Origin of the sequence: Arthrobacter sp. 18067, assembly GCF_902706295.1 — a bacterium.
GTDB lineage: Bacteria > Actinomycetota > Actinomycetes > Actinomycetales > Micrococcaceae > Arthrobacter.
The window spans coordinates 83573-109205 of the sequence record NZ_CACSJJ010000004.1 but is presented as its reverse complement, the minus strand read 5'-3'; the positions used below and the strand labels follow the sequence as shown (position 1 = coordinate 109205).

The following is a 25633-nucleotide window of genomic DNA, read 5'->3' as shown; positions in this document are numbered from 1 at the left end:
GTTGTGGTTTCAAACAAGGTCAGGAGGCCACCGAATCCGATGACACCGGCCGCGGTGTCTTCCACACCCGGTCCGGTACCTTGCCGGTGACAAGGGCCACTGCGATCACCAGCAGCACCAAGCCCCACGTCGCATTCGCTGCATCCAAGGCCGTCCTCATCACTACGAACGGCGGAATGATGGCCAGGGCAGTCCCTGCCGCGATGCGCCACATTGCGGGCCTTGAAGCACCCGGCGCCAGGGCAGTGGTGGCGAGCTCCAAGCGGACCAGCGGGGTTGAGACCAGGAGCACCAAGGCCCAGGCCGCAACGTAGAACGGAGGCCGGGTGAGCCACCACTCGCTGCTGGCCGGCTCGGGGAACGGCAGCCTCAGGACAAGCGCGACGCCGAACATGGCGATGATCAGCGGCAAGTGCCACAGGTAAATAGTCATCGCCCGACTACCCACCACGAACATCACCTTCTGCACCCACGCAATGCGCACGAACCGCTGCAGAACCGGGTACACGGCCTTCACCAGCAACACATGTGCCAGGCCCACCAGGATGAGCGGGAACATCGGCGGGTTCTGGCTGGTCAGCATATCCACGGGATACGGGCCGGAATGAGTGAGTGGAACCAGGACGACGTAGCAAGCAGCAGCAGCCATGATGAGCTTCCAGCGGGAGAACCTGTCAAAGAATCCATCGGCATAGAAGAAACCCAGTTGCTGCAGCAAGCCCCACACGAACACCATGTTCAACAGGCCGATCGGGTTCGAGTCGAAGCCCCACGGGTTGCGCTCCAAGCCCAGGCGAAGGACATCGACGACGACGGCGCCCGCGGCCAGCGCTGCGAGGGTCCGGTACGGTGCCAGGCCGTGGAGCTTGGCCATCGTGGGCACCATGGCTTGGCAGATCAGGTACGCAGCCAGGAACCACAGCTGGACTCCGGCGCCGGCAGCGATAACAGCAAGCAGCTCGCCCGGGACGCCTGCCGCCGTCGCACTCCACAAGGCAATGGCGAGGAACGCATACAAGGCAACTGTGGGACGGACCAGTCGGAGCACCCTGTTCCGGAGGTAGTCACCGGCGTCGCCACCCTTCCGTTGCAGGCTGCGCCAGGAGGTGAGCGAAGCGAAGCCGCCCACCACAAAGAAGAGTGGCATGACCTGGCCGAACCACGTGCCCTGAGCAAACCAACTCAGGGAAGTCAGTGGATTTCCTACTCCGATGCCGGAGGAGTCCACGCTGATGCCCATCATGAGCAGATGGACGGCGACCACTGCAAACATGCAAGCGACGCGGATGAAGTCGACCACGAGATCGCGGGAGGCGGGAACGGCAGTACTGCGGCCAGCGGTGGGGCTCAAGCCGGGGCTGAGAGTCGAAGACATGGGGGCTCCTGGGATTTGCCATTGTTTATCCATCGAGTGGATTAACTGTAACCCATGGATGGCAGCCCGTCGACGTCACACGCAGAAACCCGGACGCAATCGGGTCAAGATCGGCAGTGCCGGGCGTAGCCTTAAAGAGGACCTCCGCCCCCGATCACCCGAGAATTACTCCGGCGCAAAATGGCGCATTCCATGAACCCACACCCCACCAATGAAGGGCAGTGCTGATTGTTGTGCACATCAAAGAATTCTGGGACCAGCTCTCTTCGGACACGCAGCAGTGGCTCATCGACAACCCGGGAACCATGATTGTGCCCCGAACCGTCACGGCGATCATCAATGGCGAGACGGGGGAGAGCGACACTGTGGACGCACATGGTGGCACGCAGCTCACTGATGAGGACCGGCATTTCATCCGGGATCAGGCCAGGCGCGCCGGGTAGCGCGAATCGGACCCATAAGCTCGGGTGCGATCGGCGCGGAAGTGGTGCGCCGCCGTCGAACGTGAAGCGCGTTTAGCTCTTCCGCGCCGCCAGGCCGAAGAGCCAGGTGCCGCCGAGGGCTGATAGGTAGCCGGCAATCACGATGAACGCTGTGCCTGCCCAAAAGTAATCGATGGTGCTGTCGGTGCTGAGGCCGGGCATGACCTGAAGCAGCGAGTAGGCGGCAACAATGCCAGCGATCACCAGGGCGATCACTGTGAGCCATACCCAAAGCCGGGATGCGGCCCAGTGCTCGCCGTATCCCTTCCAGACATTCCAGCTGCTGCCGGTGCGCAGGATGAGCCATCCTGCGGGGAGCATGACAGCTCCAACGAGCAGGAAGGCTGCCACGACGTCGGCCGGCCGGTGCCATTGGTTGATGAGCGTGGAGACCCCTGTGGCTACGGCGAAGGAGCTTCCGAGGAAGCCTGCCAAGGGGCGCCAGCGCGGCGACACCATCAGGAACACGGCAGCCGCTGCTGAAGCGGCGAGGGTGGTGTGCCCGGAGGGCAGTGAGTTCAGCTCCAGGGTTTGCACGCCGCGGTCAGGCCTGTCCGGGATGAGGAACTTGAGGATCTGGGTGGCCACATTGGCGGCGACGCAGGCTGCGACAGCGATGCCGGCAGCCTTCCAGCGGCGGCGTGCGATGGTCACGAAGAGCACCATAATGGCGGCGATCGCCAGCGAAAGCATGGGGAGCATGTCCAGGAATTCCGTGGAGGCCCTGCCGGCTGTTCCACCCAGCACCGTGGCTTCAACCAGCGCGGACTCGTCGATGAACTGGCCCATAGTGGTGCGCACAAAGAAGTAGTAGGTCGCGGCAAGGCCCACCACGCTGGCGATCGTGGCCAGGATGAAGAGGAATCCTGTTCCAACGCCTGCGTTGCGCTGCTGAAGCGGCCGTTTGCTCGACCTCCCGCTGGTGCGGAATTGCTGGGAACTCATTCTGTCTAGGGTGCCACAGTTCTCTGGATGGCCCATGTGAGTGCTGCCTTCGCGTGGCGGGGCCAAGCGAGATCCCTGCAACATTCCTGTGACGCTTGACACGTGTTAGGTGACGGGTTTAGGCTTCCTAACACGTGTTAGGGAAGGAAATCTACATGTCGGGAACCAATGGGGCTTTGCGTCAATTCACACGCAGAAGTGCCCTCACAGCCCTCGGCGCCGGGATTGTTGGAGTAACCGCGGCGTCGTGGCCGCGCTTGACCGGGGCGGACATTCCAGGCCGGGGAGACAACAGCCTCAGCATCGCCATCATGGGCACCGCGGCAGATGCGGCAGCCCGCCAAAAGGTCATTGATGCCTTTGCCAAAGTCCACCCCGAAATCAAGGTCAAGGTCCAGGCGATCCAAGCCGTGGACTGGAAGGACTTCTTCACCAAGATCCTCACCATGGTGGCCGCCGGCACCCCGCCGGACGTCGTGTACGTAGCCACGGAAGGTGCCCAGCTCTTCGCCGAGAAACTGGCCCACCCGCTGGACGAGTACCTGCGCCGCGACGCAGCGGACATGAAGGAGTACTTCGAGGACGTCCACCCCAGCCTGGTGGAAGCGTTCATGTACAAAGGCAGCCTGTTCCAGCTCCCCATCGACTGGAACGCAGCCAACATGTACTACAACACCGCGTCACTTCGCTCGGCAGGCCTGGAACGCCCAGCCGACAACTGGACGCAGACCGACTTCCGCAGCACACTCGCTGCGATGAAGAAGGCCAACCCCCGGGACTTCACTCCGTACTACTGGACCAACCGTCTCTTCGGAGGCGTCGTGCCATGGCTCTACGCAAACGAGACCAGCTTCCTCAAGGAGACCAAGTCCCCGGGCGGCGAATGGCTCTGGGACAGCTTCTACGCCAACGACCCCTCCCGCAGCCTTCGCTCCGGCGGCTACCAGTGGCTGGAACCCAATGCGGACGATCCCAGGGTCTTCGAATCCTTCGACTACCTCCGCGGACTGGTCAAGGACGGGTTGGGTGTTCGGCCGGAGGAAGGCGGAGGCAGCGCGCTGATCGGCCTCTTCGCCTCCAACAGGATAGGTACGACGCCGGCGGGCGGCTATTGGGTGCAAGGCCTCCACGAAGCGGGGATGACTGAGGACGGTTTCGACGTCCAGTTCTTCCCGAAATGGCGCACCCAGCGGCACCAGTTCGGCACGGCGGGCTACGCGATCATGAAGACCGCCAAGGACAAGGACGCCGCCTGGGAATGGGTGAAGTTCAGCTCCAGCCTCGAGGCCATGCAGATCGTGTTCCCCACCCCGAACACCACACCGGCCCGGCGTTCCATGGTCAATGAGCAGCTATACGCAGGAACTGGTCCGCGGAACTGGAAGGTCTTCTACGACACCCTGGACAGGTTCCCCACCACAGGTCCCATTCCAGCGCCACCCCAGCAGGCCGCCGTCGAAACCGCCCTCATGAAAAACGTGAGCCTGGCTGTCAGCGGAGATGAGCGCCAACTCAAAGACGCCCTCAGCTCCATGCAGCGTGACCTCGAACTTGCCCTGAGGAGGCAACCATGAGCACCGCAACCAGTACGCCTACGGGCACGGGGAGCGAGCCGGGCCGTCGCCAGGCCGCCCACAAGAACGGCCAAGGCTCCACACGCCGCCGCGTGCAGCAACGCTGGCTGCCGTGGGCCTTCCTGGCGCCCACCATCGCGGGTATGGGCATCTTCACCCTGCTGCCGATCGTCGCATCGATCGCGCTCGCGTTCTTCCGCTGGGACATCATCTCCGCGCCGACGTTCGTGGGATTCGACAACTTTGCCGAGGTAGTCCAAGACCCCACCGTCCGGGTCTCGTTCCTGAACACGATCGTGTTTGTTGTGGTGGCAGTGGCACTCCAGCTCGGACTGGCCTTGGGCCTGGCCATCATGGTGCAGGAGAAGCTCCCGGCCTGGCTCAGGGTGTTCTTCCGCTCCGCGTTCTTCTTCCCGCTGATCCTGTCCGCGGCTTCCGTGTCGATCTTCATGCGCTATCTCTTCAACGAACAGTTCGGCGTAGTGAACTGGATGCTGTCCATCGTCGGCATCCCAGCGGTCCCGTGGCTGACGACGCCAGGTGGATCTGCCGCCGTCGTGATTCTTGTCTATGTGTGGCAGAACTTCGGGTTCTCGTTCCTGCTGTTCATCGGCGGGCTGGCCTCCATTCCGGTGGAGACGTACGAGGCTGCGTCCATCGACGGCGCTACCGGGTGGCGGAAGCACTGGTTCGTGACCCTGCCGCTGCTGAGCCCCACCACACTGGTGGCCTCGGTCATGGCGATCATCAATGCCCTCCAAGTGTTCGACCAGCCCTACGTACTGACCCGAGGCGGTCCCGGCGACTCAACGCGCACGGCTGTGATGGTCATCTTCGAGTCGGCATTCCAGCGTCTTGAATTCGGCCAGGCTTCGGCGATCGGCGTGATCCTTACGCTCATCATCATGGCCATCACCGCCGCGCAATTCCGGCTCAGCAAACGATTCGTCTTCTACCAGTAAGGCCCGTCATGACCACTATTCAAGAACGTGTCACCACCACGGCGCCTGTAGTCACGCGGAAGAAGCGCGACTGGTCAGTTGCCGTCCGCGTCATCGTCTTGCTGATCGCGTCCGTCTTTGTCCTGGGACCCGTGCTGTGGACGCTGTCCACCTCGCTGCGGCCGCCGTCGGAATCCTTCCAGCTGCCTCCCGCCTTCCTGCCGCTGAACCCGGACCTGACCTCCTACGAACAAGTGTTCAAGCAGCTCAACATCGTTGCCCTGGTAGTGAACAGTGCACTGGTGACCGGCCTCATTGCCGTAGGGCAGATGCTCACCGCCGCGCTGGCCGGGTACGCCTTCGCCCACCTGAAGTTCCGGGGGCGCGGAGCGCTGTTCTCGATCGTGCTGGCCACCATGATGGTGCCTGCACAGGTCACGATCGTGCCCGTCTTCATGCTGATCCGTGGTGTTGGCCTCTCGGACACGCTGCTGGCGCTGATCATTCCGGCCATCCCGACGGCGTTCGGCACCTTCCTGATGCGCCAGTACTTCATGGGGTTGCCGGGTGAGCTCGCTGAAGCGGCCGCGATCGACGGTGCCTCGCCCTGGCGGACCTTCCGCTCCGTGTATGCACCGTTGGCCATGCCGGGCCTGGCGATCGTGGGCATCCTGGCATTCAACTTCCACTGGAACGAGTTCTTCAGGCCACTCATCATGACCATCTCCGAGCAGAACTTCACCCTGCCCTTGGGCTTGGTCTCACTCCAAGGCAACCTCGGCACCGGAAGTATCTCGGTGGTCCTGGCCGGTGTTGTCCTCTCCATGATTCCCGCGTTGGTGGTGTTCATGTTCGGTCAGCGCGCGCTGCAGGACGGGCTCACCGCCGGTACGGGCAAGTAGTTCTCTCGTCTTCTTTCTGAAAGGGGTTCCGTTGACGGACCTTGCACTTATTTCCTCCCTGGCCATTGCGGCGACGCATCCGGATCCCGCGTTCCCGCGCTTCCACCCGCGCCCGGCGCAAGGCTGGATCAACGATCCCAACGGCATCAGCTACATCAATGGCCGGTACCACGTGTTCTTCCAGTACAACCCGTCGTCCGCGCGGCACTCTCAGATCCAGTGGGGCCATGTGAGCTCCGCGGACTTGGTCCAGTGGGAAGAACACCCCGTAGCGCTTTCGCCCCAGGAAGGCGGACCCGACTCCGCTGGGTGCTGGACCGGCGTGGTGACTTCCGATGGTGGTGTGCCCACCGCGGCGTACTCCGGCATCAAGGACCACGGCGGTCACTCGCAGGTGGTGATTGCCCGCGGTTCCTCTGACTTGGTGACGTGGGAGCAAGATGGGCATGTTGCGGCCTCAATGCCTAACGACCCACTGGTGACCGCGGTCCGCGATCCCTTCATCTTCCACTTCAACGGCGCCCGGTACGCCATGCAGGGAGCGGGCCTGTCCGACGGGCGCGCCGCTTTGCTGTTGTACACCGTGGAGGACATGGATTCCTGGGAGTACCAGGGGATCTGGCTGACCACCGCCGATCCCGTGGCCGCCGCCCACACTCCGGCTGAGATCTGGGAGTGCCCTCAACTGGTGGAGGTGCCTGTCTCTTCGGGTGGCTCGGCTTGGGTCATGATGTTCTCGCTGTGGCTCTCCGGCGACAACCACGAGCACGCCAACGGTGTGGGGCACCTAGTCGGTTCCCTGACCGCGGACCCTGAGACCGGGTTGCCTGTGTTTGCGGCTACTTCGGGCGGAAGGTCCGATCTTGGCCGCGACTTCTACGCCCCGCAGATCATGCAGCTCTCTAATGGATCTGCTGAGTCCGCGCCTGCGGCGTTGCTGTGGGGGTGGGCCAACGAAGGTCCCGGACGTGACGGTCGCCGAGGCCGCACCCAGGAAGAAATCGACGACGCCGGGTGGGCCGGTGTGCTGACGCATCCCCGTGTTCTGTCTGTGGTTGACGGGGCCCTGGTCGTCTCTCCTGCGCCCGCGGTTGAGGCGTACCGTGGTGCTGCTGTTGCTGCGGGTTCCTTGGTGGTTCCGGAGTTTGCCGAGGTTCTGGTTCAGGGTTCGACCGCAACGTCAGGCTCTGTGGATCTGGTGCTTGGTTCGGGAGCCGATGCACAGGTGGTCTACTCAGGCTCCCTGGAAGCGGGGGAGGAGCTCCGGATCTTCATCGATGCTTCCCTCGTGGAGGTGTACCGCGCTGGTTCCGTGGCCACGACCCTTCGGGCCTACCCGGCTCCGGGCGAGGAATGGCAGCTCACCTTGCCCGACGGCGCGACTGCCGATGTGTGGGAGTTGGGCCTTCCCGCATAGGTGGCAGGCCGGCGTCGTGCTTGTGAGGCCTGGTGTGCAGGGTTTGACGCTTGGTTCAGCGCGACGGCGCGGGGCCGGTCGACTCCCGGGTGACAAGGCGGCAGGGGACCATCGTTTCGACGGAGGTCCCCTTCCCCGTGGTCTCTGTTCCCTCGATGGCGTCCAACAGTGTGGTCATGGCGGCGCGGCCAATCTCGCGCAGCGGCAGGGCCATGGTGGTGAGAGCCGGGACCATGGTGTCAGCGATCCGGGCTTCGTCGTCGTAGCCCATCACGGACAGGTCCTCCGGGACGCTCAGTCCCAGGCGTGCGGCGGCAAGGGTAACGCCGATGGCCAGGCGGTCATTGGCGCACATGATGGCAGTGGGCCGATCAGCCGGGGACACGTCCTCGAGCAGTTTCATGGCGCCCCGGTAGCCGGCATCGATGTCCCAGCCGGCCATGACAATCCGGTCCTCGTTGGCTGTGAGCCCGGCAGCAGCGTATGCATCCCGGTAGCCCTGGACGCGCAGGGGAGCCGCAGGCGAATCCACCGAGCCGGCGAGCAGCGCGATGTCCCGGTGCCCCAGTTGCAACAGATGTTCGGTGGCTTCGCGGCCGCCGGAGACCTCGTCCGGAATGACGTGGTGCAGCTGAGGTTCGGGGTGGGCGTCGTAGCAATTCGCCAGGACCGAGGGAACCCGGAGCATCCCCTGTGGCACGTCAATGGGTTTCAGGCCAACGGTCACGTACATGAGCCCATCCACCTGCCGGTCCAGAAGCGTCTCGATGGCGCTCGCATCCCGGGCGGTATCGCGCTCGGTGTCCATGACCACCGTGACGAAACCACGGCTGCGGGCGATGTCGTCAGCACCGCCGATGATGTTGCCGTCGAAAGGGCTGACCACCACCTCGTCGGACAGGATCCCGATAACCCGGGAACGCTGGTTCCGCAGACTCAATGCGATCGCGTTGGGGGAGTAGTTCAGCTCCAAAGCCGCCGCACGTATCCGGTCCTGGCTCTCCTTGGCTACGTTTCCGTCGCCGCGGCCATTCAGGACCAGCGAGACCGCGCTCCTGGAGACACCCGCCCTCTTGGCGACGTCCAGTGCAGTGGCCTTGCGGTTCATCGGGAGAGTCCTTCCATCTTTTGACAGCAGTCTACCTAACGCGTGTGAGGTTTCCTTCGTGTCAGGTAGAGATGGAATATCCGAAGGACGACATCATGGTCTGCATCATGTTCGACGTCCAAATGCCGGCCACCACCATGCTGATCACAAAAACGGCGATGGTGATCCACACCGGCAACAGTCCGCGTTTGGGCGCCACTTTGTTGACGATCACTGAACGGCCAATGACATAGACCACCGAATTCAGGAACGCCCAGGCCCAGTGGAAAGGACGTACGACGCCGGCCCTCGCCAACCGCTGCTGGTCCAGGTAAGCGAAGAACACCGAGAGTCCGTAGATGACGAAGCTCGATGCCATGAGCAGGAAATAGCCTGGTGTGTAGATCGAGAGGGGGTCGACGGTTGTGACGCCCTGCCGTGTGGTGATGATGCGGAATTCCGGCTGCCACGTGAGCATGAACAATACCGACACCAAGGGCAGCAGGGTGATCGCCCAGATGAAGGGGTTGTAAACCGGCGTCTCGGCGCTGATCTGGGTCCGAGGAGCCTTGAAAACCTGCTGGTACTGCACCTGCTGCGGAGCCTGGTGGGCTGTCCAGGCGTGTCCGTCCCACCAGCGGACAAACCGCGGGTCCGAAGGGTCCGGGTACCAGCCGGGAGGCGTCGTGGAACCGGGCATTGATTGCGTCATATCTCCCCCACATTGAGTCGTATTCTGAGAATATCGCGATTGAGGTCTCTCGGTTGTCAGGTACCCCTCCCCAGTGTCTGTGTGGTGGTGTAAGAGTGGATTATGAGCTTCTTCGACGACCTCCCTGAACCCCCTGCGCGGCCACGACATCCGCAGCCGGTGAGGCCCGGATGGTTCGGCCCACCGACGGATGAATTGCCGGGCATCGTGCCTGTTGGTGGGATTCTCTACAACAGCCCCAGGATGGTGGTGGCCCTGAAATTGCTGGAAGTGTACTCCACGGGGTGCCTGCTGGACCTGGTGTGGTGTGTCCGGCGCGAAGAGGAATCAGACCAGGAATGGCGGGACGTCATGGAGGTGAGCTTCAGCCGGCCCGCCCTGCCAGGCATCATGATCGGAGTGGCGTTCCCTGACGGCAGGAAGGCCATCGCAGCACACCCCACCCCGTCCATGTTTGAAGGTTCCGAGGACGTGATAGGTCCCGTGCTGACCCATCAAGGCGGCGGTGGCACCGGCGGAAGTGACGAGCAAGTGGATGGCTCCGCGCGGTACTGGCTGTGGCCGCTGCCCGTTGAAGGGGATGCGCAGTTGGTGGCCCGCTGGGACGAGCTGGGGATGCCTGAGAGTTCACTCGTCCTGCCCGGTGAGGAGTTCGGCGACGCCCTCGGGCGTGTTCGGAACTACTGGGCGGAGTAGCTTTCCACATAGCCCAATTCGCCTTCCATGGAGGCGACGGGCCGCCGGTACAGTGGCAATATGCCTGCTCTTCCCTCCCTCGAAGAACTCCTCGACTCCGCCCACGTAGTCTCGCTGCCCATGCGCGTGAAGTTCCGCGGCATCATGGAGCGCGAGACACTCCTCCTGCGCGGGCCGCTGGGCTGGGGCGAGTTCTGCCCCTTTCCCGAATACGACGACGACGAATCCTCCCGTTGGCTGGCCGCAGCCCTGGAGGCTGGCTGGCTTGGGTTTCCCCCTCCGCTGAGGGGCAGGATCCCGGTCAACGCCACAGTTCCCGCTGTTCCTGCCGAACGTGTTCCTGACGTGTTGGCCCGGTTCGGCCGAGTGGACGCGGTCAAGATCAAGGTTGCCGAGCGCGGTCAGGAGTTAGTCGACGACGTCGCGCGCGTGCAAGCGGTGCGCGAGGCCCTGCCTGACGCTGCCCTCCGGGTGGATGCGAACGGGGGCTGGGATGTAGAGCAAGCAGTGGAGGCCTTAGGCAAACTCTCTGCTGTTGGCCTTGAATATGCCGAGCAGCCCGTCCCCACCATTGAGGGACTGGCCGAAGTGCGCCGAAGACTCGTTGCCGCCGGGACACCTGTCCTCATCGCTGCCGACGAAAGCGTGCGAAAGGAAGATGATCCCCTGCGCGTGGCCAGAGCCGGCGCCGCAGACCTCATCGTGGTCAAGGTCGCGCCGCTCGGGGGAGTCCAGCGGGCCCTGGACATCGTGGAGCAGGCGGGGCTGCCCGCCGTCGTCAGCTCCGCCCTTGATACCTCGGTGGGTATCCGAGCCGGGCTCGCGCTGGCAGCGGCTCTCCCTTCCCTTCCTTACGCCTGTGGGCTGGGAACCGTTTCGCTGTTCGCCTCAGATATCACGCTGGACCCCCTGGTGGCTGACGACGGCGCCATCACGTTGCGCGAAAGCGTCGCCGATCCGGGGCTGCTTGAGCAGTACGCGGCATCGGGGGAGCGTCGCGACTGGTGGCTGGACCGTCTCCGGCGGGTGCACTCGGTACTCGAGGGAAACCAGCACGGTTTGTTCACCGATCCTTAACCAGAGGGACCTCTCAGATTCGGATTCCGCTGAAAGGCTCAACGGGAACCCGATACATCCTCTGGAAGGTCTTCCCCCATGTCTGAAACCACCGGACGCACGTTTGCGCTGCTCCCCATGCTCGGCCACACCAAGGGCAAGCGCAGCCCCGTTACGTGTGCCCTGAAGTGCGATAACGCCTGTTCGGGCGATGTTTGCAACACCAGCGCCAACGGCTACTTTCGCGACATTGCCTCAACGGCCATGTCCCGCCGCGCCGCCCTTGGCCTCGGCGCCGCCGGTGCGCTCGCCGTCGTACTCGGTGGTGCTGTAACCGGTGCCGAAACCGCGGTGGCTGACTCCGGCAACGGACTCTCCGAGGCTGCGAAGAAGGGCTTCGAGAAGTCCAAGCTCAAGTTCTCTGCCATCAAGCCAGTAGATGCAGCTGTGGACGCTTTCACCGTGCCCGAAGGCTTCGACTGGAAGCCGATCATCCGCTGGGGCGACCCCCTGTTCGCCGATTCCCCGGCCTTCGACCTCAACGCGCAGACCGCCGCAGCCCAGGCCCGACAGTTCGGCTACAACAACGACTACACGGACATCCTGCCCATCCCGGGTTCCAAGGATCGCCGTGCCGTGCTGTTCACCAACCACGAGTACACCAATGAGAACATCATGCTGCCCGTGGGCTTTGACCCCGCCGAGGCACGTGCCATTGGCCGGGCCGGGCACGGGCTCGCGGTGGTTGAGCTGGAACGCAAGAACAAGAACAAGCCGTGGAACTATGTCCAGGGCGCACCCCTGAACCGGCGCTTCCTCACTGACACGGTCTACGAACTGACCGGCGCCGCAGCAGGCACCAACCTGGTCAAGACCATCGATGACCCTGCGGGCCGGTGGATCAAGGGCACGCTGGGCAACTGCTCCGGCGGAACAACCCCGTGGGGCACCATCCTCTCCGGCGAAGAGAACTTCAACGGCTACTTCGCCGCACCCGGTACAAGCGATGGCGACAAACGCTACGGCATCACGGCCAACCCCACCTCACGTAAGTGGGAACTCGACGAGCCGCGCTTCGACACCCGCAACTCCGGCTACGCCAACGAGACCAACCGCTTCGGTTGGATTGTGGAAGTTGATCCGTTCGACCCCACCTCCACACCCAAGAAGCACTCCGCCATGGGCCGCTTCAAGCACGAAGGCGCCAACGTCATTGTTGCCCCCTCCGGCAAGGTAGTGGCGTACATGGGTGACGACGAACGCTTCGACTATCTCTACAAGTTCGTCTCCAAGGGCAAGTACAAGGCCGGTGACTCCAAGGAAGCCCGCCGGAACAACATGGCCCTTCTCTCCGAAGGCGACCTCTACGTGGCCAAGTTCACGGGAGATTCTCCGGCCGCGGAGATCGATGGCACAGGAAAGCTTCCCGCCGATGGTGCCTTCGACGGCAGTGGCGAGTGGCTGCCCCTGGTTGTTGACGGTAAGTCCGCAGTTCCCGGCATGTCCGTGCCCGAGGTTCTGGTTTACACCCGCCTCGCCGCCGACAAGGTTGGCCCCACCAAGATGGACCGCTGCGAAGACGTCCAGCCGAACCCGCTCACCGGAAAGGTCTACGTCGCCTGCACCAACAACTCCGACCGCGGCAAGGCCGGCAAAGAAGGCGCCACAGAGGTCAACCCGCGCACGTTGAACCGCGATGGACACATCGTGGAAATCACCGAAGGGCGCGAGCAGACGGGGACCAAGTTCAACTGGAACCTCCTGCTGGTGGCCGGTGATCCCGCCAAGAACACCTCCACCTACTTCTCCGGATTCCCCGCGGACAAGGTCTCGCCGATTTCCTGCCCGGACAACGTGGCGTTCGACTCGGTCGGCAACCTCTGGATTTCAACCGATGGCGCTCCTTCCACCATTGGCTACGCCGATGGTCTGTTCAAGGTCACGCTCGAGGGCCGCGAACGCGGCAAGGTGGAGCAGTTCCTCGCCGTGCCCCGAGACGCCGAGACCTGTGGACCGATCGTCCACGACGAAGAGCGAACAGTGTTCGTCGCCGTCCAGCACCCGGGTGAAGAGGGTTCGTTCGCAGCGCAGAACTCCTTCTTCCCGGATTACGTGCCGGCCGGAGCCACTCCTGCAGCTGGTGCCGTCCGCGCCCCGCGTCCGTCGATCGTGCAGGTTTTCCGCAAGTAACCCTCTATCACCTTCCACGCCCTGCGGGCCGACCCTCTCGCACCTCCCAACACCTTCCGGTGGGTAGGTGCGAGAGGGTTTGGGTTTAAGGGGGATTCGGTGCGAGAGGGTTGGGGTTTAAGGGGGAATGGGTGCGAGAGGGTTGGCCGAAAGGGGGCGGTACGTGAGAGAACGTGGGGGACGGCGGGCGCCAATAGACTGGAATGGTGACTTCCCAGGACTCTCTGACATCAATCGCCGCCGCCCGGATAGCCGTTACGGCCCTGCTCGACGGCGGCGTGCGGCACGTGGTGGTGGCGCCGGGTTCACGGTCGGCGCCCATGGCCTACGCCCTCGCGGAAGCAGAAGCTGCGGGAAGAGTTCGGCTCCACGTCCGGATTGACGAACGCGATGCCGGGTTCACGGCTTTGGGGCTTGCCCTCTCCACCGAGGCCCCCGTTGGCGTGGTGACCACGTCTGGAACAGCTGTTGGAAACCTTCTACCGGCCGTCATGGAAGCGAACCATTCCGCCGTTCCCGTGATCGTCATCTCGGCGGACCGTCCGGAGGAGCTCCACGGAACCGGGGCCAACCAAACCACCGTCCAAATGGACCTGTTTGGCGAGCACGTACGATTCGCCGTCGACGTCCCTGCCGGTGACCATCCCCAAAAAGCCCTTGCTACTGCGCTGTACGCAGCAACGGGAGCCCTCGAAGACACCCCTCCGGGGCCCGTCCAAGTGAACCTTGCGTTCCGGGATCCTTTGGTCCCGGCACCCGGTGACGCCTTGCCGACGGCCGCGGGACACGGCGTGTTCCATTACGACGCCGGACCTCAGGCACTCGATCTGTCGGCGGCCCCGAGCGAACTAACCGAGCGACGCACTGTAGTCCTCGCGGGCCACGACGCCGGTCCTGTGGCCGAAGCCTTCGCACGCGCCCACGGATTGCCGCTGCTGGCCGAACCGTCATCCAATGCACGCTTCGGCCCGAACGCTGTGGGACCGTACCGGGTGTTGTTGGAGCACTTCGGACCCGAATCGCCCGCCCCGATCGAACGGGTGGTCCTGTTTGGCCGGGCAACCCTGTCCCGTCCCGTCGCATCCTTGCTGGCGCGCGAGTCCGTGGAATCCGCGATCTACCAACCAGTCCCCGTCGCTTGGTACGAGGCCGGCCGACGCCGCGAAACACCCATCGAGACCCTCCCCGAACTGGCTGATTTTGCCGGTCGAGGGTCTGCGGAATGGCTGGATTCCTGGCTCCTTGCCGGTGCTGCCGCCCAACACGGCCTTGACGTAGTGCTCGCCGGAGAGGCACTTGCCAACGGTCCGTCCGTTGGGTCAACCGTTTGGGAACACTCCCGCGGGCAGCTGGTCCTGGGGTCCTCCAACGGCATTCGGGATGTGGACCTCGCCGGACAGCCCCACACCGAACCCATCGCCACGGTCTACGCCAATCGTGGCCTCGCCGGAATCGACGGCACCATCGCCACGGCAACGGGAATTGCGCTGGGCAGCGGACGTGAGACCACGGTCCTCTTGGGCGACGTCACGTTCCTCCACGACGCCGGGGGACTGCTCCTCGGACACGGCGAGCCCGTTCCGGACCTTCGCATCGTGGTGCTCAACGACTCCGGGGGAGCCATCTTCGCGCTGCTGGAGCACGGTGCCGTCGAAGACTCGGACGCCTATGGCACCGCCGTCGAACGCCTCTTTGGTACCCCCCACTCCGTGGACATCGCGGCACTCGCGGCGGCGTACGGCGTCGGGCACCAAGCGGTAAGCACGACGGCGGAACTCGCCGACGCACTCAAGTCGCCGCTGAAGGGGCGCACCGTTGTGGAGGTGCGCGTGGACCGGGCAAGCCTGCGGGCACTCCATGCGCGGATCAAGGAAGCCATCTCCGCTGCCGTGGGCCAGGTCCTCACAGCGGGCTAAGTCCTGGCCCTCCCGTTTCTGTGGCGCTAACGAATCTGCGTGGCGTCAGGCTTCCTCGACGCCAATGTGCGTCGGGTCCAGGACGCGGCGCAGGAATTCCTTGGTGCGCGGCTGGGTGGGGGCGCTGATGACGTTCTCCGCCGGGCCCTCTTCCACCACAACACCGGCGTCCATGAAGACCACGCGGTCGGCAACTTCACGGGCGAAGCCCATCTCGTGGGTAACCACCAGCATGGTCATGCCCTCCTGGGCCAGCTTGCGCATGACGGCCAGGACGTCGCCCACGGTTTCGGGGTCCAATGCGGACGTGGGCTCATCGAAGAGCATGAGCTGCGGGTCCATGGACAGGGCACGTGCGATGGCCACGCGCTGCTGCTGGCCACCGGAGAGCTGGTCCGGGAAACGGTCGGCGAGGTGTCCCAAGCCAACGCGTTCCAGGTTGTGGCGGGCCACTTCCGATGCCTCGGACCTGGATCGCTTGAGGACCTTCATCTGGGAGATGGTGCAGTTGTCCAACACGCTGAGGTGCGGGAACAGGTTGAAGTGCTGGAACACCATTCCAACGCTCTGGCGCATCTTGTTGAGGTCCACGTCGGGATCGGTGGCCTCGAACTTGCCCACATTGATGGTGCCGGCGTTTGGCTGCTCCAGCAGGTTGACGCAGCGCAGGAGCGTGGACTTGCCCGAACCCGAAGGCCCGATCAAGCAGACCACCTGTCCTGGTTCAACAGTCAGCGAGATGCCTTTGAGGACCTCATTGCTGCCGTAGGACTTGCGAAGGTCCTTGATGTTTACGCCCGCGGCGCGAACGGTGCTGTTGACGACGTCGTTCATGACTGTCCTGCCTATCGCTTCGTCCGCGCGGAGCGGCTTTCGAACTTCCGTGCCAGGAGGCTCAAGGGGATGGTGATGACCAGGTAGAAAGCGCCGGCCACGAGGAGCGGCGTCAGGCCGGCTCCGAGGCTGGAGATGCCGTCACGGCCGAACTTGGTGAGCTCGTACTGGGACGCGGTGAGGCCCAGGACGTAGATCAGCGAGGAGTCCTTGGTGAGCAGGATGATTTCGTTGGTCAGCGGCGGAAGGACGATCTTGAAGGCCTGGGGGATGACGATGGAAACCATGGCCCGCCACTGCGGCATGCCCAGTGAACGGGCAGCTTCCATCTGGCCCTTGGGCACAGCCTGGAGGCCTGCGCGGAGGGTTTCAGCGATGTAGGCCGAGGCCACCATGCCCAGCGAAACCATGACCACGATGTTGACGTCCCACTGGACACCGAAAGCCAGCGGAACGCCGTAGCCGAAGGCGATGAAGACCAACAGTGCAGGAACGCCGCGGAAGAACTCGATGTAGCCCGTGGCCAGCCAGCGGTACAGCGGGAAGGTGGAGAGCTTCATCAGGGCAAGCAGGAGGCCGCCGGACAAGCCCACCACGAAGGCCAGCGCCGTGTAGATGAGCGTGTTCTTGAGGCCCACCAGGAAGATGTCCGGGAACATCGGCCCGATCTTGGCGAAGTTGAAGACGCTGGTGCCGATCGTCTTCCAGTCCACGGCAAGGATCACTGTGGCCAGGACCACAACGAAGATTCCGGCCTGGACGTACAAACTGACTTTGGCTCGTTGACGTGCAGTCATTGCCATGGTGTTCTCACATTCATGTTGCGCAGGTGGGGCCCCGAAACAACGTATCGTTTCGGGGCCCGCCTGCGTGGATCTCGGGAGCCGGGGCTCGGACTACTTGGTGGCTTCGCCGAACCAGGTGGTCTCGAACTTCTTCAGTGAACCGTCGTCGGTGATGCGCTTCAGCGTGGCGTTCACGGCATCCGCCATGGCGGTGTTGCCCTTCTTGATGGAGATGCCCAGCTTCTCGCCCGTTGCGTAGTCTTCGACACGCTTCAGGTTGGAGTCGTCCTTGATGGCGTAGCCCAGGACGGACTGGTTGCCGATTGCGGCGTCGATGGTGCCGGCCTTGAGGGCCTGGACCAGGAGGCCGGAGTCTTCGAACTGCTGGGCGTCGATTCCCTTGTCCTTGGCGTACTGTGCCCCGGTGGTGGCCTGCTGGACGCCAACCTTCTTGCCCTTGGCACCATCAATGTTGCTGATGCCGGAGGACGAGGTGGCCACGAGGGTCAGGTCGTCGTCCAGGTACGGGGTGGAGAAGTCCATGACGCTCTTGCGGACGTCCGTGATGGAGATCGAGGAGATGGAAACGTCGCAACCCGTCAGGGCGGTGCCGGTCTCGATCGCTTCGAAGGAGCTGTCCACCACGTTGAGTTCGGCCTTGGTGTCCTTGGCGATCTCAGCGGCGATGTCCATGTCGAAGCCGACAATCTTGCCGTCCTTCTGGAATTCGAAGGGCTCGTAAGGAACGTCCGAGCACACCGTGAGCTTGCCGGCATTGATGAGCTTGAGGCCCGAGGCATCCGTAGCCGCAGGGGTGGACGAGCCACCGCAGGCGGTGAGGGCCAGTGCGCCGGCGGCGAGCACGGCGGCAATCTTGGTGCCGGACATAACCGAACGGGAGATCTGCATGTTGTTTACCTTTTGTTGCGGTGGATGCTGAACTGAGTCGGTTTTAGTGTAGCGCCGAACGTGAGATGTGCATCACAGGAAACGAAGTTTCACTATTGGATAACAAGTTTACCCACTTATCAACCACCCCTGCAGAAGGTCTGTCTGGGATCCCAGATTCAGCGGCGGATACCCAGCGCCTCAAGCATCGGCCGGAACTTGGCCCACGTTTCGGCCAGTTCCGCCTCCGGCTGCGAGCCTTCCACGATGCCGCAACCCGCAAAAAGGCGTACCGTGTTGGCGTCTTCAATGACCGCGCCGCGAAGTGCGATACCCCATTCGCCGTTGCCTGCGGCGTCAAGCCAACCGACGGGTCCGGCGTACGGTCCGCGGTCCAAATGCTCGAGTTTGCGGATCAACGCGCCGGCTACCAGGGTCGGGGTTCCGCACACTGCAGCCGTGGGGTGGAGGGCGTTGATGAGGGCCAGGCACGTGGGCACGTGTCCCTCAATATCCGCCAACTCAGCCTTCACGTCCGAGGCCAGGTGCCACACGTTGGGCAACTCAAGAATGAACGGCTCGCTGTGGGAGTTCATCGCCTCAGAGAAGGGCGCCAGCTGCCGTGTCAACGAATCAATGGCGATCTCGTGTTCGTGGCGCTGTTTCTCGGATCCAGCCAGGACGCGTTCGGCGTACGCCATGGGGGAGCCGTCCATGCCATCGGCATCCCGGCGGTCCAAAGTTCCGGCCAGCACGCGGGCCTGCGCAGTGCGGCCCTCCACCTGGATCAGCATCTCGGGCGTCGCGCCGACCAGTCCATCCACGCCGTACGTCCAGCATTCGCGGTACCTTGCGGCCAGCTGGCGAAGTACCTCCGCAGCGTTGACGCCGTCCGGAAGGGTCGCGACGACGTCGCGCGCCAACACGAGCTTTTCCAGTTTTCCGGCGCGGATCTCGTCGACACCATTGGATACGGCCTGCATCCACGCGGACTCGCTGAGGGAACCGTGGCTGAGGTGACCGCCGGAACCGTTCGCGGCAACAGCCTCAGGTGAGGGTCCGACGTCGGAACCTCCCGCCGCTGAATCCTCGCCGTTCGGCTCCGGTTCAGTCAGCCAGCGGTTCACTGAGGCGAGGACGCCGGCCTCGGTGAGGGGGCCGTCGTCGAACGTCAGCTGTGTTGCCCAGGCACGGCCATCGCGGATGCCAACCACCAATTCGGGAAGGATCAGACGTGAGACATGTGGGGACGTCTTGGAGAAGGCAAAGGAGCCGAAAGCGACGGGACCGGTGCCCGGAAGGTCTACGTGGTCCGTGATTTCGGCCTCAAGGATGAGGTGCCGCCACCAGATATCGGCCTCAAGGAATCGCTCGGGGCCGGTGGCATTGAAGCGGGTCAGTTCGCCGTAGCCAACCAGGCCGGCCTCCCGGCGGGACCAGCACAGGACGTCGTCCCGCACCAGAAACGACGGCAGCCCCCCGGAGGATGAGTCAACATCGAGGGGGACTGTCAAAGTGCGGAGCGTGCTCGTCATGATGGAACAACAGTACTCCCGCGCGTAACCAGAATCTGAGCCGACTTCTACAGCGCAGCAAAGTCGGTTGAATGTCTGAGACAATTACAGGGTGAACCGAGCATCCTTGGAAAAGCGTCCGGACGAAGTTGCGACGATGTTTGATGATGTCGCCCCAAAATACGACGTCGTCAATGATGTCCTGTCCATGGGGCAGACGCGGCGTTGGCGCCGGATCGTGGTTGATGCCATGGATGTGAAGGTGGGCCAGAAGGTCCTGGACCTCGCCGCCGGAACGGGAACCTCCAGCGAGCCGTACGCAGATGCCGGCGTGGATGTTGTGGCCTGCGACTTCTCATTGGGCATGCTCAAAGTTGGCAAGCGCCGCCGCCCGGACATCGACTTCATCGCAGGTGACGCCACCAATCTGCCCTTCGCGGACAACAGCTTCGACGCTTCCACCATTTCCTTTGGCCTCCGCAATGTCGTGGAGCCCCGCAAGGCCCTCGAGGAAATGCTGCGCGTCACCAAGCCCGGTGGCCGCCTGGTCATCGCCGAGTTCTCCCACCCCGTTGTCCCGCTCTGGCGCAACCTTTACACCGAGTACTTGATGCGCGCGCTCCCGGCCATCGCCACCAAGGTGTCGTCCAACCCGGACGCTTACGTGTACCTCGCCGAGTCCATCCGTGCCTGGCCGGACCAGGACCACCTGGCCCAGTGGCTCAGCGACGCCGGCTGGACCGACATCACCTACCGCAACCTCAGCGGCGGCATCGTCGCCGTTCACCGTGCACAGAAGCCGGCCGAGCACCGCGAGAGTGTCCCCGTAGCCAAGCTTCGCCGCCAGATCAAGCCGCGCCACCAGGCCGGCTGACTTCGTACTGCCTGCTGATTTAGGACGACGTGAAAGTACTGATAGTTGGCGCGGGCCCGGCCGGGTCCACCGCCGCGTATTACCTCGCCCAGGCGGGCATCGACGTCACGGTGCTGGAAAAGACCTCCTTCCCGCGTGAGAAGGTGTGCGGCGACGGCCTGACTCCCCGCGCTGTCCGCGAAATCCAGAAGCTCGGACTGCCGCACGCTGTTGAGGAAGGGTGGCGCCGGAACAAGGGGCTGCGCTTGATTGCCGGTGGGCGCACCATCGAGCTGCCCTGGCCCGAGGTCTCCGACTTTCCCACCTACGGCCTGATCCGCACCCGTCTCGGGTTCGACGAAGACTTGGCCCGACACGCCCAGGCCGCGGGCGCCGTCGTGCTGGAACGCCACAGCGTCACCTCGGCTTTGACAGCCGACGACGGCCGCGTAATCGGCGCGCGGGCGTCCATTCTCGACGGGTCCGGACGCAAGACGGGCGAAACGCGCGACTTCCATGCCGACGTCGTACTCGCCGCCGATGGAAACTCGACGCGAACCGCAGTGTCGCTGGGCATGCACAAGCGCGACGACCGTCCGCTGGGTGTCGCTGTGCGCACCTATTTCACGTCGCCGCGGCACGAAGACGACTGGATGGAAGGCTGGCTGGAACTTCCCGGCAAGTCGGGCAAACCGCTTCCCGGCTATGGCTGGGTATTCGGTGTCGGCGACGGCACCTCCAACGTTGGCCTCGGCATCCTGAACTCGTCCAAGGAATTCGGCAAGCTCGACTACAAGCAGGTCCTGCGCGAATGGACCGCGGGCATGCCCGCGGATTGGGGCTTCACGCCTGAAAACCAGGTGGGGGAGATCCGCGGTGCCGCGCTGCCCATGGGCTTCAACCGCACTCCGCACTACTCGCCCGGCCTGCTCCTGCTGGGCGACGCCGGTGGGATGGTGTCCCCGTTCAACGGTGAGGGCATCTCCTACGCGATGGAGTCGGCCCGGTTCGCGGCCGAGTTCTTGATTGATGGCGCCGCGCGTTCACGCTCAGCAGGCTGGACCGCCGACGACGCCGATGCCCACCTTTCGCGGTACGCCGAATACGTGCGGGACCAATGGGGATCGCATTTCACGCTGGGACGTGCCTTTGCTGCGTTGATTGGCAAGCCTGCCGTGATGAAACTGGCGCTGCGCACGGGCATGCCCATTCCGGTGCTGATGCGCTTTGTGGTCCGCATGCTTGCCAACCTCACCGACCCCGCCGCGAAGGGCTTCGAAGACCGCGTGATCCGCGTCCTCGAGATGCTGGTTCCGGCCACGTCCAACACTTCCGCTGCCCGCGCCCTTACGCCGGCAGGCACCGACACCGCGGTTTCCGCAACAACTAGTTAGGGTTATTCCGTGACGAACTCTGCCGAACACAGCTGGACGCATGCCGGGCACGGCCTGCCGGACACTGTTGAGCCTGCTCCCAACACCACCGCGATTGCCACGGGACTCCAGTTGCCCGCCGGTTTTGCCGCCATCGCCGGCGACGCCGAGCTCGGCCCTGCCATCACCACCAACCTTGCCCGGGTTGAGAAGAAGCTCCGCGAAGCCATCTCCAACTCGGACCCCCTGGCTGACGCGACGTCGCGTCACTTGGTGGAAGCCGGTGGCAAGCGCATCCGTCCGCTCCTCACTCTGCTGTGTGCGCACCTCGGCGATGCTTCACGCCCCGAGGTTGTCCAGGCAGCCGTGGTTGTTGAACTCACGCACCTCGCCACGCTGTACCACGACGACGTGATGGACTCTGCTCCCTTCCGCCGCGGTGCTCCCACGGCACACGAAGTATGGGGCAACTCGGTAGCCATCCTCACCGGTGACCTCATCTTCGCCCGCGCTTCCATCTTGGTCTCCGAGCTCGGCTCCCGCGCCCTGGGCATCCAGGCCCGGACCTTCGAGCGCCTGTGCCTCGGCCAGCTCCACGAAACCGTGGGACCGCGCGAAGACGAAGACCCCGTGGAGCACTACCTGTCCGTCATCGCTGACAAGACCGGCTCCCTGGTTGCGGCGTCCGGCCAGCTAGGCGCGATCTTCGCCGGTGCAGATGAAGCCTACGAGGACCTGCTGGTTGAGTACGGCGAGAAGGTGGGCGTTGCCTTCCAGCTTGCCGATGACGTTATCGATGTCACCGGTGTGAAGGTCAAGTCCGGTAAGTCCCCGGGCACCGACCTCCGCGAAGGCGTGCCCACGCTGCCCGTACTGTTGCTGCGCCGCGATGCCGCAGCGGGGGATACCTCGGCTGCTGCGCTCCTGGAATTGATCGACGGCGACCTGTCCTCCGACTCGGCCCTGGCCGAGGCCGTAGCCGGCCTCCGCGAGCACCCCGTCACCAACGAGTCGTGGAAGATTGCCCGCCAGTGGTCCGCCGAGGCTGTCGCTGCCCTTGCCCCGCTGCCCGAGGGTGTTGTGAAGGCATCGCTGACCAACTTCGCTCATGCCGTGGTGGACCGCAGCAGCTAAGTTCTCTTCTGCGGGTAAGCAGGCGTCCGAACCCTTGTGGCTCGGGCGTCTGCTTTTTTGTTGCCCTTTGCGCGCAGTTTGTCCCGTACCCCGTACCGTCACCACTGACTTTGGGCGCTCAAGCGTAGAGACACGCCGGTTGCAGTGGTGTGTTGCCGGGCAGGTGTCCTCAAAGTGGGTGGTGGCTGAACGCGGCTGGGTTGTCACGTTAAAACGGAATGGCCCCGGCTCGCTGCAACGTTACGAGTCATACGCTGCACCGAACCGGGACCACAATCTCCGTTCGCATCAGACCCACCGGAGGCATTTAGTGGATCCGTGAAAAGCCTATGACAATCCTGTCACATATGCAACTTCTCGGGTCAACGAATTTTTCTCATCTGCGGTGCGATTTACAGGCTGGCGTTGATCCTCCACCACCAATTTTGGATTGCGGTTAGCAGGGACTGGCCGGGAGAAGGGCGTGTCACCGCTTCGTTGGCCCGCAAAGTTGGTGGTGGCGGGACGCGCAGTTGTCCACATAGGGAACGTCTCAGCAACCGAAAGGCCCTGAAGAACACAGCATGGCTGTATGGACATCAACAACTTCCTCCGAAGCCGGCGCGGATCCGGACGTCGTTGCTGCGTTCCGGGCCGATGGCGTACTTACCTGTGTCTCGGCCGCCGGTTCTATGGTCTGTGGACTCTTGAGGGTGCGGAGGAACTCCATCTGAGGACCACTACAGGAACAACGCGGCCACCCGCGGAGGGCTGCTAAGCCTTCACTATTACTACGCCGATGTCGTTCACCACCCACAGCGAATGGTGGCCGAAGTCCTGGCGGTGCTGCGTAACAGGGGAGTTGGCCGCTTCGCGCCGGCGAGGTACCCACTTGGGTGGGTTCCGCCGTCGTAATTCCCTGCTTCCTGTACCTCCACCACCAACTTTGGCGGTACGTGGTTCCAGCAAAACAGCCCCCTCGCAACCTAGTGATGGCGCGCGGGGGCTGTTTTGAAAGCGAGACTTAGTCTTCGTCGTTGAACGCCCACTCGAACATGTCGAACGCGAACTCGGAGAAGGTGCCCTCTTCGCTCTTCCACTGGCCGCGGGCGTTGTTGCGGCGCCAGACGATGGGGTCCGGGATGCCGAGATCGGCCGTGCGGAAGCCCCAGGTGAACTGTTCCTCTTCGTCTTCGAGGAACATGAGGAAACCTTCGTCATCGACCTCGAGTTCCTCGGGGTCCCAGAAGTAGTGGTAGGCCTCCATGAGGTCCTCGCAACCGCCGATTGCCAGGTAGAACTCGCGCAGGACCAGCGGGATGGTGAAGGAGTGATCGGCGAGGGCATCGTCCAGTTCGTCGGGCGTGAGGCCGTCTTCTTCCTGCCATTCATCCTCGAGATACTTTGGGACCAGCGCACGGAACTTCTCGAGGAACATGTCAGTCATGCTCTTATCCTAGCTAATCCCGGACACCTGAAATTGCGCCTGTTCCACTGCCGGGGCGGTGCCATCCTCGCACGGCCAACGGCACGTGCCAGCTGCGTCGCCACGCGATGACACGGAAGGCGAAAACAACAGCTGCCACGATGCAGGCAGAGAGGCCGCTGAAGATGCCCAGATGCCACAACAGCGTAGTGAGTCCAGCCCCCACAAAGGCCGGCAAGGCGTAGAGATCGCGGGCGTTGAAGAGGGTAGGAATTTCATTGGCTGTGATGTCGCGGAGGAGCCCGCCGCCCACAGCAGTAGTGACACCCAACAGGATGGCGGCCACCGGGTTCATCCCGGCACCCAACGCCTTCAACGTCCCCGTGATGCAGAACAGGGCAAGCCCGCCGGCGTCGAACAGTGTCAGCAGGGATGTGAAGCGCTGGACCGAGGAGAACAGGAAGTAGACCAACATCGCAGCCAGCAGCGGCGGAGCCAGATACGCAGGGTTTGTGAAGGCGATCGGGGGACCGGCGTTGATGACGATGTCGCGGATCACGCCGCCACCCAGGGCGACGATGGAGCCGAGGAGCACGGAGCCTACGATGTCGAATTGTTTGCGGGCGGCCAGCAGGGACCCGGAGACTGCGAAGAAGAACACGCCTACCAGGTCAAGCCAGAGAAGGACGATGTCGATGGAAATCAAGTGGACGGGTTCTTTCTGGGTACGGCTCTCAACAGATGCTGGCTCAACGTTACGCTAGCTCCCATGAACAGCCCCGTTTTGATCGCGTGCGCCCACGGAACCCGCAACGCCGAAGGCCAGGCAGCCATCCGCAGGGTCATGGCTGACATCGAAGCCCTCCGTCCCGGACTGCAGGTGCTGGAGGCGTATGTGGACGTGCAGGAACCCGAATTGTCCGGTGTGGTGGAAAACATGCCAGAGGGGACAGCCGCCGTCGTCGTACCGCTTTTGCTCTCCACCGGCTTCCACGTGAAGGTGGACGTACCCAAGGCGATTAAGAGCCGACCCGAAGTTGTGGCGGCCCGGCCGCTTGGCCCCGATGCGCGGTTGGCTGAGCTGCTCGCCACGCACTTGCGCGCCGCTGGACTGACTGACAACGACGGTGTGCTGCTGGCTGCCGCTGGATCCTCCCTTCCTGACGGCTCCGTGGACTCGGAAGAGCAGGCGCGGTTGCTCGCCGAACTGCTGCCGAACAAAGTGCGGGTCGCCTATGGCGCCAGTGCGCAGCCGACAGTGCCCGACGGCGTCGCCTCCTTGCGTGCGGAACTCGCCTCCGACGGTGGGGCAGCGGGCCGGGTCTTTATCTCCTCGTACCTGTTGGCCACCGGCTACTTCCACGACCAGCTGGCCAAGGCCGGCGCAGACATTGTTACGGCACCGCTGCTGCCGTCGCGGGTGCTCGCTGAGATCGCCCTGGAACGCTACGACGCCGTGGTTGGCAACGCTTCCTGACGCGCAAGCAAGGGGTGGCTAATCCCGGCGGGAACCTGCATAAGTGGCGTAGTTGAACAAGGTCCGGAAACCCTTCG

Annotated in this window: 23 protein-coding genes; 13 read left to right on the top strand and 10 right to left on the bottom strand. The window is 63.6% G+C overall.

What is annotated here, in order from left to right; all coding sequences use genetic code 11:
* Window positions 1-19: 19 nt before the first annotated feature.
* On the bottom strand, window positions 20-1375 hold the full coding sequence (locus GVL04_RS05835; protein ID WP_159700949.1) for an acyltransferase: 1356 nt from the start codon (window positions 1373-1375) through the stop codon (window positions 20-22).
* Between the two features lie 221 nt (window positions 1376-1596).
* Between GVL04_RS05835 and GVL04_RS05830 the strand changes: the two genes are divergently transcribed.
* The gene (locus GVL04_RS05830; RefSeq protein ID WP_159700946.1) at window positions 1597-1818 is read left to right on the top strand and encodes a hypothetical protein; all 222 of its coding nucleotides are present in this window, start codon (window positions 1597-1599) and stop codon (window positions 1816-1818) included.
* A 72-nt stretch (window positions 1819-1890) separates the two neighbouring features.
* Here GVL04_RS05830 and GVL04_RS05825 read toward each other — a convergent pair whose 3' ends face one another.
* Window positions 1891-2904 carry a phosphatase PAP2 family protein gene (locus GVL04_RS05825; protein ID WP_159700943.1) on the bottom strand — a complete coding sequence of 338 codons (1014 nt, stop codon included), beginning with the start codon at window positions 2902-2904 and terminating at the stop codon, window positions 1891-1893.
* A gap of 53 nt (window positions 2905-2957) precedes the next feature.
* On the opposite strand from GVL04_RS05825, the gene GVL04_RS05820 reads away from it, so the two are divergent.
* Genes GVL04_RS05820 through GVL04_RS05805 form a run of 4 tightly spaced genes read left to right on the top strand, consistent with a single transcriptional unit; the run spans window position 2958 to window position 7636 of the window.
* Window positions 2958-4376 (top strand): extracellular solute-binding protein, encoded by a 1419-nt coding sequence (locus GVL04_RS05820; RefSeq protein WP_159700940.1) that lies wholly within the window; start codon window positions 2958-2960, stop codon window positions 4374-4376.
* Window positions 4373-5338 (top strand): carbohydrate ABC transporter permease, encoded by a 966-nt coding sequence (locus GVL04_RS05815; RefSeq protein WP_159700937.1) that lies wholly within the window; start codon window positions 4373-4375, stop codon window positions 5336-5338. Before GVL04_RS05820 ends, GVL04_RS05815 begins: the two co-directional genes overlap by 4 nt.
* Before the next feature lie 8 nt (window positions 5339-5346).
* Window positions 5347-6219, top strand: a complete 873-nt coding sequence (locus GVL04_RS05810) for a carbohydrate ABC transporter permease (protein ID WP_159700934.1) — start codon at window positions 5347-5349, stop codon at window positions 6217-6219.
* 31 nt (window positions 6220-6250) lie between these two features.
* Window positions 6251-7636: a glycoside hydrolase family 32 protein gene (locus tag GVL04_RS05805; RefSeq protein WP_159700931.1), complete on the top strand. Its 1386-nt coding sequence runs from the start codon at window positions 6251-6253 to the stop codon at window positions 7634-7636.
* Window positions 7637-7691: 55 nt separating this feature from the next.
* Here GVL04_RS05805 and GVL04_RS05800 read toward each other — a convergent pair whose 3' ends face one another.
* A complete protein-coding gene (locus GVL04_RS05800) occupies window positions 7692-8744 on the bottom strand; it encodes a LacI family DNA-binding transcriptional regulator (protein ID WP_159700928.1) in 1053 nt (350 codons plus the stop codon).
* Between the two features lie 61 nt (window positions 8745-8805).
* A complete protein-coding gene (locus GVL04_RS05795; protein WP_159700925.1) occupies window positions 8806-9435 on the bottom strand; it encodes a DUF2510 domain-containing protein in 630 nt (209 codons plus the stop codon).
* Window positions 9436-9537: 102 nt separating this feature from the next.
* On the opposite strand from GVL04_RS05795, the gene GVL04_RS05790 reads away from it, so the two are divergent.
* From GVL04_RS05790 to menD, 4 genes are all read left to right on the top strand, one after another.
* The gene (locus GVL04_RS05790; protein ID WP_235036179.1) at window positions 9538-10131 is read left to right on the top strand and encodes a hypothetical protein; all 594 of its coding nucleotides are present in this window, start codon (window positions 9538-9540) and stop codon (window positions 10129-10131) included.
* A 60-nt stretch (window positions 10132-10191) separates the two neighbouring features.
* Window positions 10192-11208 (top strand): o-succinylbenzoate synthase, encoded by a 1017-nt coding sequence (locus GVL04_RS05785; protein ID WP_159700922.1) that lies wholly within the window; start codon window positions 10192-10194, stop codon window positions 11206-11208.
* 78 nt (window positions 11209-11286) lie between these two features.
* A complete protein-coding gene (locus tag GVL04_RS05780) occupies window positions 11287-13377 on the top strand; it encodes a PhoX family phosphatase (RefSeq protein ID WP_159700919.1) in 2091 nt (696 codons plus the stop codon).
* A gap of 203 nt (window positions 13378-13580) precedes the next feature.
* Window positions 13581-15293, top strand: coding sequence for a 2-succinyl-5-enolpyruvyl-6-hydroxy-3-cyclohexene-1-carboxylic-acid synthase (gene menD / locus GVL04_RS05775; RefSeq protein WP_235036178.1), 1713 nt, complete (start codon window positions 13581-13583; stop codon window positions 15291-15293).
* Window positions 15294-15338: 45 nt separating this feature from the next.
* On the opposite strand, the gene GVL04_RS05770 is transcribed toward menD, so the two are convergent.
* The 4 genes from GVL04_RS05770 to GVL04_RS05755 form a co-directional block, all read right to left on the bottom strand.
* Entirely contained in the window at window positions 15339-16127 is a 789-nt protein-coding gene (locus GVL04_RS05770; protein ID WP_159700916.1) for an amino acid ABC transporter ATP-binding protein, read from the bottom strand.
* Window positions 16128-16138: 11 nt separating this feature from the next.
* Complete coding sequence (locus tag GVL04_RS05765) at window positions 16139-16930, bottom strand: amino acid ABC transporter permease (RefSeq protein WP_159700913.1); 792 nt, start codon at window positions 16928-16930, stop codon at window positions 16139-16141.
* 93 nt (window positions 16931-17023) lie between these two features.
* Window positions 17024-17821 carry an ABC transporter substrate-binding protein gene (locus GVL04_RS05760; protein ID WP_159700910.1) on the bottom strand — a complete coding sequence of 266 codons (798 nt, stop codon included), beginning with the start codon at window positions 17819-17821 and terminating at the stop codon, window positions 17024-17026.
* Window positions 17822-17979: 158 nt separating this feature from the next.
* Entirely contained in the window at window positions 17980-19335 is a 1356-nt protein-coding gene (locus GVL04_RS05755; RefSeq protein ID WP_159700907.1) for an isochorismate synthase MenF, read from the bottom strand.
* Window positions 19336-19426: 91 nt separating this feature from the next.
* Here GVL04_RS05755 and GVL04_RS05750 point away from each other — a divergent pair, with 91 nt between their 5' ends.
* The 3 genes from GVL04_RS05750 to GVL04_RS05740 are packed head-to-tail and all read left to right on the top strand — an operon-like array spanning window position 19427 to window position 22674.
* On the top strand, window positions 19427-20188 hold the full coding sequence (locus GVL04_RS05750; protein ID WP_090817170.1) for a demethylmenaquinone methyltransferase: 762 nt from the start codon (window positions 19427-19429) through the stop codon (window positions 20186-20188).
* 29 nt (window positions 20189-20217) lie between these two features.
* Window positions 20218-21561, top strand: a complete 1344-nt coding sequence (locus GVL04_RS05745) for a geranylgeranyl reductase family protein (RefSeq protein WP_159700904.1) — start codon at window positions 20218-20220, stop codon at window positions 21559-21561.
* Between the two features lie 9 nt (window positions 21562-21570).
* Window positions 21571-22674: a polyprenyl synthetase family protein gene (locus tag GVL04_RS05740; RefSeq protein ID WP_159700901.1), complete on the top strand. Its 1104-nt coding sequence runs from the start codon at window positions 21571-21573 to the stop codon at window positions 22672-22674.
* A gap of 1003 nt (window positions 22675-23677) precedes the next feature.
* On the opposite strand, the gene GVL04_RS05735 is transcribed toward GVL04_RS05740, so the two are convergent.
* The gene (locus GVL04_RS05735; protein ID WP_159700898.1) at window positions 23678-24100 is read right to left on the bottom strand and encodes a hypothetical protein; all 423 of its coding nucleotides are present in this window, start codon (window positions 24098-24100) and stop codon (window positions 23678-23680) included.
* 13 nt (window positions 24101-24113) lie between these two features.
* Window positions 24114-24785 carry a trimeric intracellular cation channel family protein gene (locus GVL04_RS05730; protein ID WP_159700895.1) on the bottom strand — a complete coding sequence of 224 codons (672 nt, stop codon included), beginning with the start codon at window positions 24783-24785 and terminating at the stop codon, window positions 24114-24116.
* Between GVL04_RS05730 and GVL04_RS05725 the strand changes: the two genes are divergently transcribed.
* Window positions 24786-25556, top strand: coding sequence for a sirohydrochlorin chelatase (locus GVL04_RS05725; RefSeq protein WP_159700892.1), 771 nt, complete (start codon window positions 24786-24788; stop codon window positions 25554-25556).
* The last annotated feature ends 77 nt before the right edge of the window (window positions 25557-25633 follow it).